This is a genomic window from Halomonas sp. HNIBRBA4712, assembly GCF_043558675.1.
Lineage (GTDB): Bacteria > Pseudomonadota > Gammaproteobacteria > Pseudomonadales > Halomonadaceae > Vreelandella.
Genome location: NZ_JBIFXR010000001.1, coordinates 214,558 through 228,610 on the forward strand (window position 1 = coordinate 214,558; position 14,053 = coordinate 228,610).

Annotated in this window: 13 protein-coding genes; 4 read left to right on the top strand and 9 right to left on the bottom strand. The window is 60.6% G+C overall.

What is annotated here, in order from left to right; genetic code table 11:
* Complete coding sequence (gene nhaD / locus ACGK9R_RS01090) at window positions 1–1,479, bottom strand: sodium:proton antiporter NhaD (protein WP_394577715.1); 1,479 nt, start codon at window positions 1,477–1,479, stop codon at window positions 1–3.
* Between the two features lie 340 nt (window positions 1,480–1,819).
* Here nhaD and ACGK9R_RS01095 point away from each other — a divergent pair, with 340 nt between their 5' ends.
* On the top strand, window positions 1,820–2,797 hold the full coding sequence (locus ACGK9R_RS01095) for a TAXI family TRAP transporter solute-binding subunit (protein ID WP_394577716.1): 978 nt from the start codon (window positions 1,820–1,822) through the stop codon (window positions 2,795–2,797).
* A 92-nt stretch (window positions 2,798–2,889) separates the two neighbouring features.
* Window positions 2,890–4,674, top strand: coding sequence for a TRAP transporter permease (locus ACGK9R_RS01100; RefSeq protein WP_394577717.1), 1,785 nt, complete (start codon window positions 2,890–2,892; stop codon window positions 4,672–4,674).
* Here ACGK9R_RS01100 and ACGK9R_RS01105 read toward each other — a convergent pair.
* Together ACGK9R_RS01105 and ACGK9R_RS01110 are read right to left on the bottom strand one after the other, a co-directional pair.
* Window positions 4,671–5,228, bottom strand: a complete 558-nt coding sequence (locus ACGK9R_RS01105) for a hypothetical protein (RefSeq protein ID WP_394577718.1) — start codon at window positions 5,226–5,228, stop codon at window positions 4,671–4,673. The two genes, ACGK9R_RS01100 and ACGK9R_RS01105, sit on opposite strands and share 4 nt — an antisense overlap.
* A gap of 30 nt (window positions 5,229–5,258) precedes the next feature.
* The gene (locus ACGK9R_RS01110) at window positions 5,259–6,215 is read right to left on the bottom strand and encodes a calcium/sodium antiporter (RefSeq protein ID WP_394577719.1); all 957 of its coding nucleotides are present in this window, start codon (window positions 6,213–6,215) and stop codon (window positions 5,259–5,261) included.
* Between the two features lie 257 nt (window positions 6,216–6,472).
* Between ACGK9R_RS01110 and ACGK9R_RS01115 the strand changes: the two genes are divergently transcribed.
* Window positions 6,473–7,210 (top strand): metal-binding protein ZinT, encoded by a 738-nt coding sequence (locus tag ACGK9R_RS01115; protein ID WP_394577720.1) that lies wholly within the window; start codon window positions 6,473–6,475, stop codon window positions 7,208–7,210.
* Window positions 7,211–7,603: 393 nt separating this feature from the next.
* Window positions 7,604–8,494, top strand: coding sequence for a GGDEF domain-containing protein (locus tag ACGK9R_RS01120; protein ID WP_394577721.1), 891 nt, complete (start codon window positions 7,604–7,606; stop codon window positions 8,492–8,494).
* Between the two features lie 12 nt (window positions 8,495–8,506).
* Here the strand turns inward: ACGK9R_RS01120 and ACGK9R_RS01125 are convergent, their stop codons facing one another.
* The 6 genes from ACGK9R_RS01125 to ACGK9R_RS01150 all read right to left on the bottom strand — a co-directional run bounded on the left by ACGK9R_RS01125 (window position 8,507) and on the right by ACGK9R_RS01150 (window position 14,012).
* On the bottom strand, window positions 8,507–9,268 hold the full coding sequence (locus ACGK9R_RS01125; RefSeq protein ID WP_394577722.1) for an SDR family NAD(P)-dependent oxidoreductase: 762 nt from the start codon (window positions 9,266–9,268) through the stop codon (window positions 8,507–8,509).
* A 72-nt stretch (window positions 9,269–9,340) separates the two neighbouring features.
* Window positions 9,341–10,093 (bottom strand): M15 family metallopeptidase, encoded by a 753-nt coding sequence (locus ACGK9R_RS01130; RefSeq protein ID WP_394577723.1) that lies wholly within the window; start codon window positions 10,091–10,093, stop codon window positions 9,341–9,343.
* A gap of 4 nt (window positions 10,094–10,097) precedes the next feature.
* A complete protein-coding gene (locus tag ACGK9R_RS01135) occupies window positions 10,098–11,375 on the bottom strand; it encodes a TRAP transporter large permease (RefSeq protein ID WP_394577724.1) in 1,278 nt (425 codons plus the stop codon).
* Window positions 11,372–11,869 (bottom strand): TRAP transporter small permease, encoded by a 498-nt coding sequence (locus ACGK9R_RS01140; protein WP_394577725.1) that lies wholly within the window; start codon window positions 11,867–11,869, stop codon window positions 11,372–11,374. Before ACGK9R_RS01140 ends, ACGK9R_RS01135 begins: the two co-directional genes overlap by 4 nt.
* A gap of 71 nt (window positions 11,870–11,940) precedes the next feature.
* On the bottom strand, window positions 11,941–12,969 hold the full coding sequence (dctP, locus tag ACGK9R_RS01145; protein ID WP_394577726.1) for a TRAP transporter substrate-binding protein DctP: 1,029 nt from the start codon (window positions 12,967–12,969) through the stop codon (window positions 11,941–11,943).
* A 116-nt stretch (window positions 12,970–13,085) separates the two neighbouring features.
* A complete protein-coding gene (locus ACGK9R_RS01150) occupies window positions 13,086–14,012 on the bottom strand; it encodes a LysR family transcriptional regulator (RefSeq protein ID WP_394577727.1) in 927 nt (308 codons plus the stop codon).
* Between the last annotated feature and the right edge of the window lie 41 nt (window positions 14,013–14,053).

Consider the following 14,053-nt stretch of genomic DNA (forward strand, 5'->3'; position numbering starts at 1 on the left):
TCAACCGAAGTGGGTAAAGCTTGCCGCGTTGAGCCACAGGTGCACCAGAATACTGGCGATGTAACCCAGTAAAATCACCGGTGACCAGCGAAGATGGCCCATGAAGGTGTACGAGCCCCGCGCCTGGCCCATGACCGCCACGCCCGCCGCCGAGCCGATCGATAGAAGACTTCCGCCGACGCCGGCGGTCAGGGTGATCAGAAGCCACTGGCCGTGGGCCATCTCCGGCTGCATGGTGAGCACGGCGAACATCACCGGGATGTTGTCCACCACCGCCGACACCACGCCCAGCACCACGTTGGCGAAGGTCGCATTGCCGCCGGCGTAGAGCGCCTCGGAAAGAAGCCCCAGGTAGCCCATGAACCCGAGCCCGCCCACGCACATCACCACGCCGTAGAAAAACAGCAGCGTGTCCCACTCGGCGCGCGCCACGCGGTTGAAGACATCGAAGGGCACCACGCTGCCCAGCTGTTCGAGCTTCTTGTTGTCGCCCTCGCGGCTGTAGCGCTCGCGCTTGCGCGCAAGCGATTTGGGCAGGCTCTTACGCAGGTAGAAGCCGAAAAACTGCAGGTAGCCAAGCCCGGTCATCATGCCCAGCACCGGCGGCAGATCCAGCAGCGTATGGCAGGCCACGGCGGTGGCGATGGTGAGTAGAAACAGCGCAATGATGCGCCGCGCGCCGCGTTTCAATACCACTTCCTCGTAGACGCTGGCGGGTTTCTGGTTCTTGATGAACAGGCTCATCACCGCCGCCGGCAGCAGGAAGTTGACCAGCGCCGGCACAAACAGAATGAAGAACTCCTGAAACTGGATCAGTCCTGCCTGCCACACCATCAGCGTGGTGATATCGCCAAACGGGCTGAAGGCGCCGCCGGCGTTGGCGGCGACCACGATATTGATACACGCCAGGTTGATGAAGCGCTTGTCGCCTTCGGCCACCTTGGTGATGACCGCGCACATCAGAAGGGCGGTGGTGAGGTTATCCGCCACTGGCGAAAGCACAAAGGCGAGCCCGCCGGTGAGCCAGAACAGTGTGCGGTAGTTGAAGCCCTTGCGCAGCATCCAGGAGCGCAGCGCGTCGAACACCCGGCGCTCCTCCATGGCGTTGATGTAGGTCATCGCCACCAGCAGAAACAGCATCAGCTCGGTGAACTCCAGAAGCGTCATGCGAAAGGCGTACTCCGAGGTTTCCGACAGCCCGTTCTGCACGTAGACGAAGCCAATCAGCCCCCAGATGATCCCCGCCGCTACCAGCACGGGTTTGGATTTGCGCATGTGGATCTTCTCTTCGGCCATCACCAGCGCGTAGGCGAGAGTAAAAACGCCAAGGGCTAAAAGGCCCACCACCGAGGTGGTCATGTCGATTTCACCGGTCACCGCCAGCGCCGAAGGCGCGATGGCGACAAGGGCGAATAGCAATAAAAAAAGCCAGCGGCGAGAGGGTCGCGGCTGGCCGATGGCTTGATAAAGCGTCTGCATGGGCGTGGTGTCCAGATGAGTTTAAGGGGAGGAAAAGTTTCAGTAAGTTTAACCAGTAACGACGGAGGGATAACACGGAATAAAAGCGAACGAACCCGCCTGTGGCGCGGGCGGCTGCGTCTTTTTTTAGGAAATTATCCGTTTCGCTAATAGCCAGCCAGCCCCGCGAGTGGCATACCTTTTGAGGACTTATCCATTGGTCGAAGACGGCTCACCGCACGTTTAATCAGACGCTTTCACAGGCCCGGGGGTGGGCGGCGGCGGTTCGTGGTATGTTACTGCGCTGGCGCCTGCCCATCGAAGCGCGTCATCTGACTCAACGCCATGAAGGATATTTTCCATGCGCCTACTTTCCTGCTCTTTTCGGCGCGCGCTCAGCGTGTCCATCGCGGTTCTCGCCTTGAGCGCCGTGTCGCTTTCGGCCCAGGCACAAACGCGCATCACCTATAAATCCTCCTCGGCGGGTACCGCCTACTACCAGATGGGCGTCGAGCTTTCCGAAGCCATTCGCGCTGGCACCGACGACGCCATCGTATTGACACTGGAGGAGAGTCAGGGCTCGGTGCAAAACGTCATGGAGGTCATGGCGCGCCAGGCCAACTACGTGTTCACCGCGCCGCCGGCGCTGATCGAGCAAGCGATGGCGAGCGAAGGCCCCTTCGCTCAGCGCCGTAGCCCGCGCTTTCAGGAGATTCGCGGGCTGTTTCCGATTCCTTCGATCACCATGCACTTCGTGCTCGCCGGCGACCACGGCACCGCCCCCGTCGAGGCGCTGGCGGGCAAGCACGTGCTGATCGGCCGCGGCACCTATGGGGCGCGCGAGGCGCAGCGCTACTTCGAGCTTTTCGGCCTTGATGAGGAGATCCGCGTGGCGGACGCGGCGCTGGGTAACGGACCGGATGCGCTGAAAAACGGCCAGATCGACGCCTTCGTGACCGCCAGTTCCTTTCCCACGCCGAACGTGATCGAAACCGCTGCCAGCATGCCGATCACCCTGGTATCGCTGACCGACGAGCAGATCGAGCAAACCGGCGCCGTCGCCCAGACCATTCCCGGTGGTACCTATCCCGGCATCAACGAGGACGTGCACACCACGTCGCTTCCGGTCATGGCCTTCACCACCGCGCAGATGGATGACGACACCGCTTTTGAGCTGACCCGCACGTTCTGGGAGCGCCGCGACGCGCTGGCTCAGGAGACCGAGTGGTGGGGGAGCATCACGCCAGAGCTGCTTTCGAACATGACCACGCCGCTGCACCCCGGCGCGCTTCGCTACTACGAAGAGGCGGGCATCGAGGTTCCCGAGGCGCTGCGCTAACACCCTCATACCGAAGACGTTTTTACGCTTCACAACCTGACGCCACCCCGGCTGCCAATGCCGGGGTGGCGTCCTGCTGACAGGCCAACTCCATGCAGCTTCTTTCGACACCGCCAGCGGTTCGCCCGCAGGCGAATGGGTGGGTAGCGCTCGGCGCGGCGAGCGTGATCTTTCATCTTGGGCTGATCTTTTATGGCCTGGCGCCGGCGCTGGTAAGCCGGCCGCTGCACATGGCGCTACTGCTGCCTTGGGTGCTGGTGTACCTGGCGCGCGGGCGCCTTGCGCGGGCCAGCGGCTGGCTACTGACGCTTTTGGGCGTGGCGGCCTGCGGCTACATCGCACTCAACGAGCCGGCGCTTGCCAACCAGTACGGTTTCATCGATACGCCGCTTCAAATGGCCATCGGCGTGTTTTTGATGCTGCTGGCGCTCGAGGCCGCGCGCCGGGCGATCGGCTGGCCGCTGCCGCTGGTGGCGCTGCTGGCGCTTTTGTACGGCGTGTTCGGCGAGCACGTGCCCGGCACCTTCGGCCATGCGGGCATCCCGCTTTCAAGCCTGGTGGGTACGTTGACCATCGCCGAAGGCGGGCTCTGGGGGTCGCTGACCGGCGTGAGCGTCAGTGTGGTGGCGATCTTCGTCATTTTTGGCGCGGTGCTCAACGCCGGTGAAGCGGGGCAGGGGTTCATGAACCTGGCCTCCACCATCGCCGGGCGGCTGACCGGCGGCGGGGCGAAGGTTTCGGTCATCTCCTCGGCGCTGATGGGCTCGATTTCCGGCTCGGCGTCTGCCAACGTTGCCTCGACCGGGGCGATCACGCTTCCTTCGATGGTGCGCCTTGGCTATCCGCGCGCGCTTGCCGGCGCCGTGGAGGCGGTGGCGTCTTCTGGTGGGCAGATCATGCCGCCGTTGATGGGCGCCGGCGCCTTCGTGATGGTCGAACTCACCGGTACGCCCTACACGGCGATCATGGCGGCGGCGGCGCTGCCGGCTTTGCTCTATTTTCTGACCGTGTGGGTGGGCATCAATGCCTACGCCACGCGTTACGATTTAAAGCCCGTGTCCAGAAGCGAGCAGCCCGCGGCGAAGGAGGTGCTGATCACCGCGCTGTTCTTCGCCGTGCCCTTCGCGCTTCTGCTCGAGCGGATTTTCCGCGGTGGGGTCACGCCGCAGTACGCGGCCAGCGTCGCGGTCTTTGCCGGCGTGGTGCTTTTGCTGTTCGACGCGAAGCTGCGTTTCTCGCTTGCTGATTTCGGCGCAAGGCTTTGCGAGGCGGCGCTCACCGCCGGGCGCCAGATCGCGGTGATCGGCGCGATCATCCTGTGCGCCTCGCTGGTAGTCGGGGTGCTGTCGCTGACCGGGCTCGGGGTCAAGATCACCTCGGGCATCCTCTCGCTTTCCGGCGATCTGCTGTGGCCGGCGCTGCTGCTCACCGCACTTGCCTGCCTGATTCTGGGTATGGAAGTGCCGACCACCGCGGCCTACGTGATCTGCGTGTCAGTGGCGGGGCCGGCGCTCACCTCGCTGGGGCTTTCACCGCTGCTCGCGCATCTGTTCGTGTTCTGGTTCGCGCTGTTATCCACCATTACACCGCCGGTATGCGGCGGCGTGTTCATCGCCGCGGGCATGGTGGGGGAGAACTGGCTGAAGGTCGCCTGCAAGGCGATGGCGCTGGGTATCGGGCTCTATATCATTCCGCTGGCCATGGTGGCCAATCCGGCGCTGATCGACCTCGCCGCCGACCCGCTCGGTGCTGCGCTGAGCGCGCTCAAGATAGCATTGGGGCTTGGGCTGATCTCCTTTGGGGTCATCGCCCGCCGCGCGCTCCTCTGGCGCGTGGCGCTGGTGCTGGCCGGGGCGGCGGCCATTTTCCTCTTTTAGCGGGTATCCTCGAGCCAGAGCGGCGAGTCCGGCGCCAGTTTTTCGGTGGCGTAGACCACCCAGGTATCCAGCGCCGGGCCGAGTGTGCGGGCCACGCGAAGCGCGTGCGGGGCGCGCTCCGCTACGGCCTCGGCGCAGAGCCCGGCCTCCACCTCGCCGTTCAACAGCGCCTCGCCCACCGCCGAGGTCGTGGGCAGCTCGACGATCGTCTCGAAGGCGCTGAGATCGGTGTAGTAGCGGGTAGCGGGCTGTATCGCCACGCGCCTCAAGGGCCTAGCGTCTTTGCGCTCGACCAGGGCCAGCGGATGAGAGCCTGCCACGAACACATCCACCGGAAAGGCGCGGTGCATGGTGCGCCCCACGCAGTCGGCGTGGCTTGCGTGGGCGGTACACTGAAGCACGTGACTCACCTCGCCGCTTAGAAGCGCCTCGAAAGCGCGCTCGAAGTCATCAACATAAACACACTCGCCGGTATCCGGCGCGTGCCGGGCCAAATAGCGCGTGGCGACCAGCGCGTGGTTGCTGTTTGGCGGGCCCAGGGTGGCCAGTCGCATAGTCGGCTCCATCAGGTGGGTGAACCCGCATTATGCCAACAGTGTGAAGCTTGCCGCGATAAACACCGCGTAGCCCCCGAGCAGCGCTGCGCCTTCACCGCGCGAAAGCCGAAGCCCGGTGGCGAGAAACAGCAAAAGCGCCAGCGCCGAGGCGAGCATTATCCACTGGTCGAACGCGGCCATGCGCCCTGCCAGGGTCAGCGGCTGTAGAAACGCCGATACCCCGAGAATCCCCAGCAGATTGAAGATATTGCTGCCCAGAATATTGCCGACCGCGACATCCGCGTGGCGGCGAAGCACCGCCACCAGCGACACCGCAAGCTCCGGCAGCGACGTGCCGACCGCGACGATGGTCAAGCCGATCACCGCCTCGGAAAGCCCCAGCGCCTGGGCGATCCCGATGGCGCCGTAAAGCAAAAGCTGCGATCCGCCGATGAGCAGCGCAAGCCCTGCAACGAGCCCCACCCCGATTAGAGCCCCCGAGCTTGGCCGTTTGGCCGGCGCCTCGATCAGCACGTTGGCCGGCTCAAGCGCTTGAGGCTGGCGCTTTTCGCTCTGGTAGGCCCACACGAGATAAGCGGCAAGCCCTGCCAGCAGTACCACTGCGTCCACCCGGCCTAGCGTGCCGTTCACGCCCAAAACGATAAAGCCAAGCGTTGCCAGGAGCATCACCAGCCCGTCGCGTTTGAGCGCCTGGCGTTGAGTGGTCAGCGGATAGATCAGCGCGGAGAGCCCGAGGATCAGCATGATGTTGCCGATATTGCTGCCGATCACGTTGCCAATGGCGATATCGGGCTTGTTTTCGAGGGCAGCGTTGATCGATACCACCAGCTCCGGCGCCGAGGTGCCGAAACCCACGATCACCAGGCCGGTAAACAGCGCCGAAACGCCAAGGCGCTCGGCGCCGGCCACCGCGCTTCGCACCAGCGCCTCGCCGCCCAGCGTCAAAAGCGCAATCCCACCCAGCAGACTCACGATATACAGCATGGCTTTGCCCCTGTTCATGCAGCGTGTTCACACGACGTGACGCACCGCTCATCCTCAAATTAGTGTGCCTCTTTGCCTGACGCCATACGGGTAAGCGATTTTACGGCTTGCTCCAGGCGAGGGCCTTCTTTATCGTTATGTTATATTATATTTTTTGGTCGTTGGCACGTCGCTGCCAAGGGACTCGGACAATCGCATTAATACAGTCGTGAAAAAAACAGTCACGCAAAAAACAGTCACGTAAAAAAGGAGAACGTATGGCACGCTTGACGAAAAAGGCGCTTGGCGCGCTAACCGTGGGCTCGGTGATGATCGCAGGCCTGCAAGGGGCACACGCGCAGAGCGACAGCAATGGACATGCGCACTCCCATGACCACGAGCATGAACATTCCCACGAACACGATCATGGCCACTCTCATGATCACTCCCACGAACATGATCATGAGCACGCTCACGATCACGATAGCGACATTTACGCCGGCCACTTCGACGACGAGCAGGTGCAGGACCGCGAACTGACCGATTGGGAAGGCGACTGGCAGTCCGTCTACCCCTATCTTCAGGATGGCACGCTGGAGCCGGTGTTCGAACACAAGGCGGAAAACGCCAGCATGACCGCCGAGGAGTACGCCGAGTATTACGAGGTTGGCTACCAGACCGACGTCGAGCGCATCGTCATCGACGGCAACACCGTGACCTTTTATGAAAACGGTGAAGAGAGCAGCGCCCACTACGCCTACGACGGCTACGAGATTCTGGAGTACGAGGCCGGCAACCGTGGCGTGCGGTTCATTTTCGAAAACGAAGACAGCGACGAGATGCCGCGCTACATCCAGTTCAGCGACCACAGCATCTACCCGACCGATGCCCACCACTTCCACCTCTACTGGGGCGATGACCGCGGCGCGCTGCTGGACGAGGTGACGAACTGGCCGACCTACTACCCAAGCGACATGAATAGCGACCAGATCGTCGAGGAGATGCTGGCTCACTAAAGCGAGCAGCCGTAGCAAAGCACTCGCACAGGTCATCCGTACGCAGTACCCCCGGTAACATTACCGGGGGTATTTTTTTATCCGTTCAACGGCAACCCGATGACGCATACGTTGTCAGAACTCTGCGTGTAAAAAGCCGTATGCGTTAAAAATCAAATACTTTTAAGAAAGGTTAGGGATAGCGGCAGGGAAGCGCGCGCTCTAAAGTGCCCTGTACTACACGTTTATCCATGTAATGGCGCTCACGGTTAGCGCAGGATATCTCTACATTGGGTAAAAAAGTGTATCATAATGTAAAAGAGAACCGCTGGCTTACGGGTCCCAGGCGGTCAGCTTATAAGGGCGCTGCATATAACTTCACTGGATGAAAATACCATGTTGGAACCCTTGGCAATGTCCCCTCCTTCCTTGAAGGAGTCACACCCTCAAGCCATTGCGGTATTGGGCGTGGGCCAAGCAGCGAGTCGTCATTTGCGCCTTCTCGACGTCAGCGAAGAGTACACGCGCTTCTGGGGCGGAGGGCGGGAGCAGTGGCTGGGCGCTTCGCCGACCATCGTGGGGTGCGAAAACGAAAACCGCAAGCTCCTGCGCACGCTCAACCAGGCGCTGGCAAACGGGGAGCTTGAGGAGGGGTATTCACTTTCCGGGCTCGACAAGAGCAGCTGGCCGCTGGCCGTGGGCAAGCGCGCGCTTTTGATCGAGTGGCGCATCACGGCGATGACCATGCCTGGCCTTGGCGAACGCGTACTGGTGCTGGTGCAGCGCGATATTTCCAAGCGCGTGGAAAGAGAAGCCGAGCTTGAGCGTTTGGCCACGACCGACATGCTGACCGGGCTGTACAACCGCGTTCGCTTTGACCGGCTGCTCAAGACCGAGATCGGCCGGCGCAGCCGCTACGTGCGCCCGTTTTCGCTGATCATGCTCGATATCGACTTCTTCAAGGCAATCAACGATAGCCACGGTCACGACGTCGGCGACCAGGTGCTGGCCCAGCTGGGGAAGATTCTTTGCGACAACCTGCGCCAGGTGGATGTCTGCGCCCGCTGGGGCGGCGAGGAGTTCATGATTCTGGCCCCGGAAACCTGCCTGGAGCAGGCAGTGCAGCTGGCGGAAAAGATTCGCCGCTGCGTTGGCGAGGCCGATTTCGGTACGGCGGGGCAGGTGACCGTAAGCCTGGGTGTGATCGAGGCGCGCCTCAACGAATCGCAGAAAAGCGTAATGAAGCGCGTCGACGACGCCCTTTACACCGCCAAGGAGCAAGGGCGTAATCGGGTCAGCTACTGACCGCGCTGCTCATTATTGCTGGTCGCGATCCACGGCGAAGGGTGACCAGGCCTGGCGTACCGGCATGATCTCCAGGCGGTTGATATTGATGTGGGCCGGAAGGGTCGCCAGGTAATAGAGCTGCTCGGCGATGTCCTCTGCTTGAAGCGGCGTGGTACCGCGATAGAGCGCATCGGAGGCGGCCTGGTCGCCCTTGGTACGCACCAGGGTGAACTCGGTTTCCGCCATGCCGGGGGCAAGGTCGGTCACGCGCACGCCGGTGCCGAGAAGGTCGCAGCGCAGGTTGTAGCTGAACTGCTGCACGAACGCCTTCGACGCCCCATAAACGTGCCCACCCGGATACGGCCACTGCCCGGCCACCGACCCCAGATTCAGGATGCTCGCGCCAGCGCCATGCTCGATCAGAAGCGGCAGCGCCGCGTGGGTCACGTTCACAAGCCCGGTGATGTTGGTGTCGATCATGGTCTGCCAATCCTTCAGCTCGACCTTCTGCGCCGGCTGCGGCGCCAGCGCGAGCCCAGCGTTGTTGATCAAACACGTCAGTGGCAGAAATTTCTTCGGCAGATCATTGAGCGCCTGGGCAACGGCGTCACTTTTGCGCACGTCGAGCGTTAGCGTCAGCACGTCGACCTGGCTTGAAAGCTCGCTCTCCAGCGCCTTGAGTCGCTCCTCGCGACGCCCGGTCAGAATCAACGACCATCCGGCTTTGGCAAAACGGTAGGCGGCGGCTTTGCCGAAGCCGGACGTGGCGCCGGTAATCAGTACGCTGGGCATCAAAGACTCTCCTTAAGGACGTGAACGTGGTCGCGCTTTAATGTAGCCGGTTTCGCGCGTTCTTGTGAAGGTTTAACCCAGCTGGCGTCGCCATCGATTCTCAATGGTATCCAGCGTAGCGGGGCCGTACGGCACTTTGCACTGGCCGCTGTAATGCCCCCAGAGCTGGTCACCAAGGTCGAAGTGCCACCACTCGCTTGGCAGGTTGGTGAAGCCCTGAGCGTACATGGTGTGATAGAGCAGCCGGCGGTTGTCCCGAACACGGCGCTCGCGCTCGTCGATATCATCGCGCTCGAAATGCGCGGTGTTCGAGGCGGGCATGGCCTCGTCGAACAGCGTGCCCATGTCCAGCGGCACACCGATGTCATCGCACAATGTGACATCCACGGCACCGCCGGTAAGGTGAGGGCTGGGAGCGGCCTGTTCGATGCTAGGCACCGAGACGAATTCACGGGTACGCTTAAACAGCTCATCATTCTCCAGCTCCGGATAGCGGTGAGCGATCGCTTCATACAGTGTTTCGAATAGATACTGCTGTACACGCCAAGGGCGCCAGCCGTCTAGCACGATCATTCCAGTGCCTTTTGGCAGGCTTTGAGCCGCTGCGACCAGCGCACGGTAGACGCCTTCGCGTACGAAACACTCGTTTAACGCACCTGGGATACCTAAGCGTGAATAGGCTGGAAATACGCGAATGGGCGCCGGAGCGAGGCTCAGCGGCAGCAGGCGTTCACCGTTATCTACAATAGGCAAGTCGTTGACCCGCAGCCAGTCCGGTGCTGGATCACTCGGTATGACGGAGAGGGCGGCATGGGAAAGAGGCATCGATTCATCCAAGAGCATTAGGCAGCCAGAGGGTCAGATTGGGGAACACGATAAGCAGAACCAGTACGAAAACGGCCAGCAGTACGAATGGCCAGATGGTTTTGAACAGGGAGACGATTTCCAGCTTGCTGACGGCGGCGGCGACGAATACGCACGCTCCCAGTGGCGGGGTGATCAGGGCAATAGTGATATTAAGAGTGATGATTACTCCTAGATGCACCGGATCAATGCCCGCCATCATGGCGACCGGGGCGAAAATAGGTGTCAGCAGCATCAGCGCCGAGACCTCTTCCATGAACATGCCGGTCACGAAGGTAATCGCGCTGAGCAGCAGCAGGATGAGAATCGCGTTGTCCACATAGGGCGAGAGTAGTTCGACGAATTGAGTCGGCACTTGGGCGTAGGAGAGCAGCCAGCTAATGATGGACGATGCCGCCATGATCAAAAAAATCGCTGAGGTGAGCCGAGCGGTATCCCGCACGGCCTGCCAGCAGTGGCGCAATCTGAGCCTACCTAGTACCACACCACAAAGCGCTACATAGAGGGCAGTGAGGGCACCGGACTCGGTAGGCGTGACAAATCCCAGCACGATGCCCGCGACGATGATAAACGGCGCGACGAGCGCTGGCGTGGCGGCTATGAAGGCGCTACCAAGCTCCTTGAACGAGGGCAAACTTCCGCTTTTGGGTAGCCGGTGGTGCCAGGCGTACCAGGCGTTCATGCCCATGAAGGCCAGGCCGAGAATGATACCGGGCACGACACCGGCCAAAAACAGATCACCCACCGAGGTATTGGTCAGCGAGGCGTAGAGAATCATGAAGATGCTGGGTGGAATGATCGGCCCGATCAGCGAGCTTCCCGCGGTGAGGCCGGCGGCAAAGGCGCGCGAGTAGCCCTCCTTTTCCATCGCGGGTACCAGCAGTGACCCCAGCGCCGAGGTATCCGCCACCGCCGAGCCGTTCACGCCGGCAAAGAAAACGCTCGACACCACGTTGACGTGCCCCATGCCACCGCGTAGGTGGCCGACGATCAGTCGAGCGAACCCCATCAACCGCTCGGTCAGCCCGCTTGCATTCATCAGGTTGCCGGCCAGGATGAAAAGCGGAATCGCCATCAGCGAAAAGACATTGATGCCGCCGAAGAACTGCTGGGGCATCATGCGCATGATCATGGATGGGTCAACGAAGAGAAACCCCGTCAGCGCAGTGACCAGCAGTGAAAGGAATAGGGGTAGTCCAAGCAGCACATGGATTAGAAAGACCGCCAGCATGGTTAGAATCATTGTTCGTCCTCCACCGTCTTGAGTGGGGCGGGCCCGTAAAGCAGTACGTGCCAAGCCAGCAGGGCGAAACCGATGGCCAGCGAAAAAAGCGGAATCGAACGGCTAATGCCAAGCCCCGACGTCTTGAATAGCCCGACCGATGGCGACACCGCGTAGCGATAGCTGATCCAGGCCCCGCCTAGAGCGATGGCCAGCGTGACCAACCACTGATAGAGATTCAAAAGACGCGCCAGCGTCGCCGGCAAGTGGCGCTCCAAAAGAGCAACGCGCATATGGCCGCCTTCCGACCATACCGCGCCTGCGGCGAGCATCACCGTGGCGATGATCAAAAAGCGTGCGAGTTCATCGGTCCAAATCGGCGCGCCACCCAGCGCGTAGCGGGTGAGCACGCCGTAGAGAATCACCAACACGTTGATCGCCAGCAGCCCGCCCGCCAGGGCGAGAGAAATAGAGCGACTGGCGTCGAGCAGGCGAGGGCGAAACGAAGTAGCCATATGATCGCTCCAGCGTAAAAGCAGCAACGGGGCTAGCCGTGACTAGCCCCATCATCGAAAAGGAAGAGGATTTACTGGGTGAGCGCGCTTTCCCCTGCATCGTCGAGGGCCATGTCGATCCAGCGCTGATCGATACCTCGTCCTTCAAGCCATTCAAGGTAGGCGGGCTGGCCAATAGTTCTGAAGGCTTCCAGCTCTTCGTCGCTTGGGCGAATGATTTCCATGCCTTCGTCTTCGAGATAGGCAATGCGTGACTCGACTTGTGCTTCGTTAGCTTCGCGGGCGCGCTGGTTGGCTTCGTTCACGGCGTCCATGAAGGCATCACGCAGATCGTCATCCCAGCCAGCAATCATTTCGCTGTTGCCTACCAAAAACTGATCCGAGTACTGGATGTTGGCCAGGGTCAGGTAATTCTGTACTTCATAAAGGCTCGCCAGGATGATGTACATCGGCGGATTCATCTGACCGTTAGCGATACCGGTACGTAGCGCCATGTAGGTTTCAGTCCAGGGAATCGGCGTGCCGGAGGCGCCAAAGGATTCGTAAAGCGCGACCTGGCTTGGATCCATGGCGCGAAAGCGCAAGCCCTCGAAGTCGCTTGGCTGACGAATCGGGCGCTCGTTGTTGGTAAACGCCAGAAAGCCGCCTTCTTCGACCACAGCCAGCATATCCACACCGGCGCGCTCACGCAGTTCATCGCTGAAGGCCTGCCAGTAGTTACCTTCATCGAAGAAAGTGCGCGCGGCGTCAAAGTCCTCGAACAAAAACGGAATGGCGCTGACGAAGAGTTCGTCGGCCAGCGGTGAGACGCCGGCAAAGGACGCAATGTTGAGCATGGGCGTATTCATGGTCTGCTCCATGCGCTCTTCTTCACTACCTAGCATACTGTTGGCGAACAAGCGCAGCTCGATCTCATGATCGGTACGCTCTTCCACCAGCTCTTTCAAATTGGTAGCGAATACGTGAACCGCGTTCTTTTCCGGGTCCGGTGCGCCGTTGTAGCTGAGGTTGATCGTCGTAGCCGCAAACGCTGTATTGACCATGGCCATCGAACCCAGCAGGCACGCAGCGCCAAGGCGCGAGAGATTAAAACACAACATCGAATGTCTCCTGTTTCCTGTAAGAGCAGATATGAGTACCTGCTTATCGTTATTAGGCTTTACTCGATGAGACTATGCATTGAAGTGTTGACTATGCAATACCTAAAGCGTTGCCTTTACGTCAACAGGCGAGGCGCATTGGCGGAAAAGAACCGCATGCCCTGATGAAGATGATGTAAGCAGGCGCTAGCGGCTACGGTCAAATCGTGGCCCCTGAGGCTAACGATTTGAGCCCGGGCATCGTTCATTAACGCGTACTGCATGGGAAGGGGAATTATTTCGCCACGCCGAATTTCGTCCTCCACGGTCAATTCCGGCATAAAAGTGACGCCGATGCCCGAGCGCACGAAATTTTTCAGTACCGCTACCGAGTTGGTATAAAGGCGCGCTTCAAGATGAAGGCGCTCGTGATGTTCGACCATGTTGACCATTTGGCGCATCCCGAAGGGGTTATCCATCAAACCCAGCGGCCAGCGGCGCAAATCGCTCAGGTTAACGGCGCGCCGTAGCTGGCAGAGTGGGTGGTCAGGCGGCACGATTAGGTCGAGAGGTTGACGTGTTTCCACATGGCAATAAAGCGCTGAATCCACGGGCGGGGCGTATAAAAGCGCCAGATCTACCTCGTAGTCCTTCAGCAGCGACATTGCCTCGTTCACCCCGGCCATACGGATATCCACGTTGATACCCTCGAAGGTGGTCATGAACTCACCCAGCGGTCGGGCGATCAGATCCGCGATGAATCCCTCGCCCACGGCGATGCGCACGTTGCCACGTGAAAGTCCTTGCAACGCGTTGATTTCGGAAAGTACGGACTCTTCTTGAGCTCGCTGTGTATTGAAATGCTGCGCTAGCAAAATGCCCGCTTGGGTGGCGCGCATCCCGCTACCCACCCGTTCGCAGAGCTTACTGCCCAGCGACTCTTCCAGCATTTTTATTTGGCGGCTCAGCGCCGAAGGATCGACGTCCAGATGCGCGGCCGCCCGGCGTAAAGATCCTCTACGAATAACTTCATTGAGGTAAACGAGCGCGCGTTGATTAAGCATTGGGCACCACTGATAGACGGCGGGAGCAAGAGTACGAAATA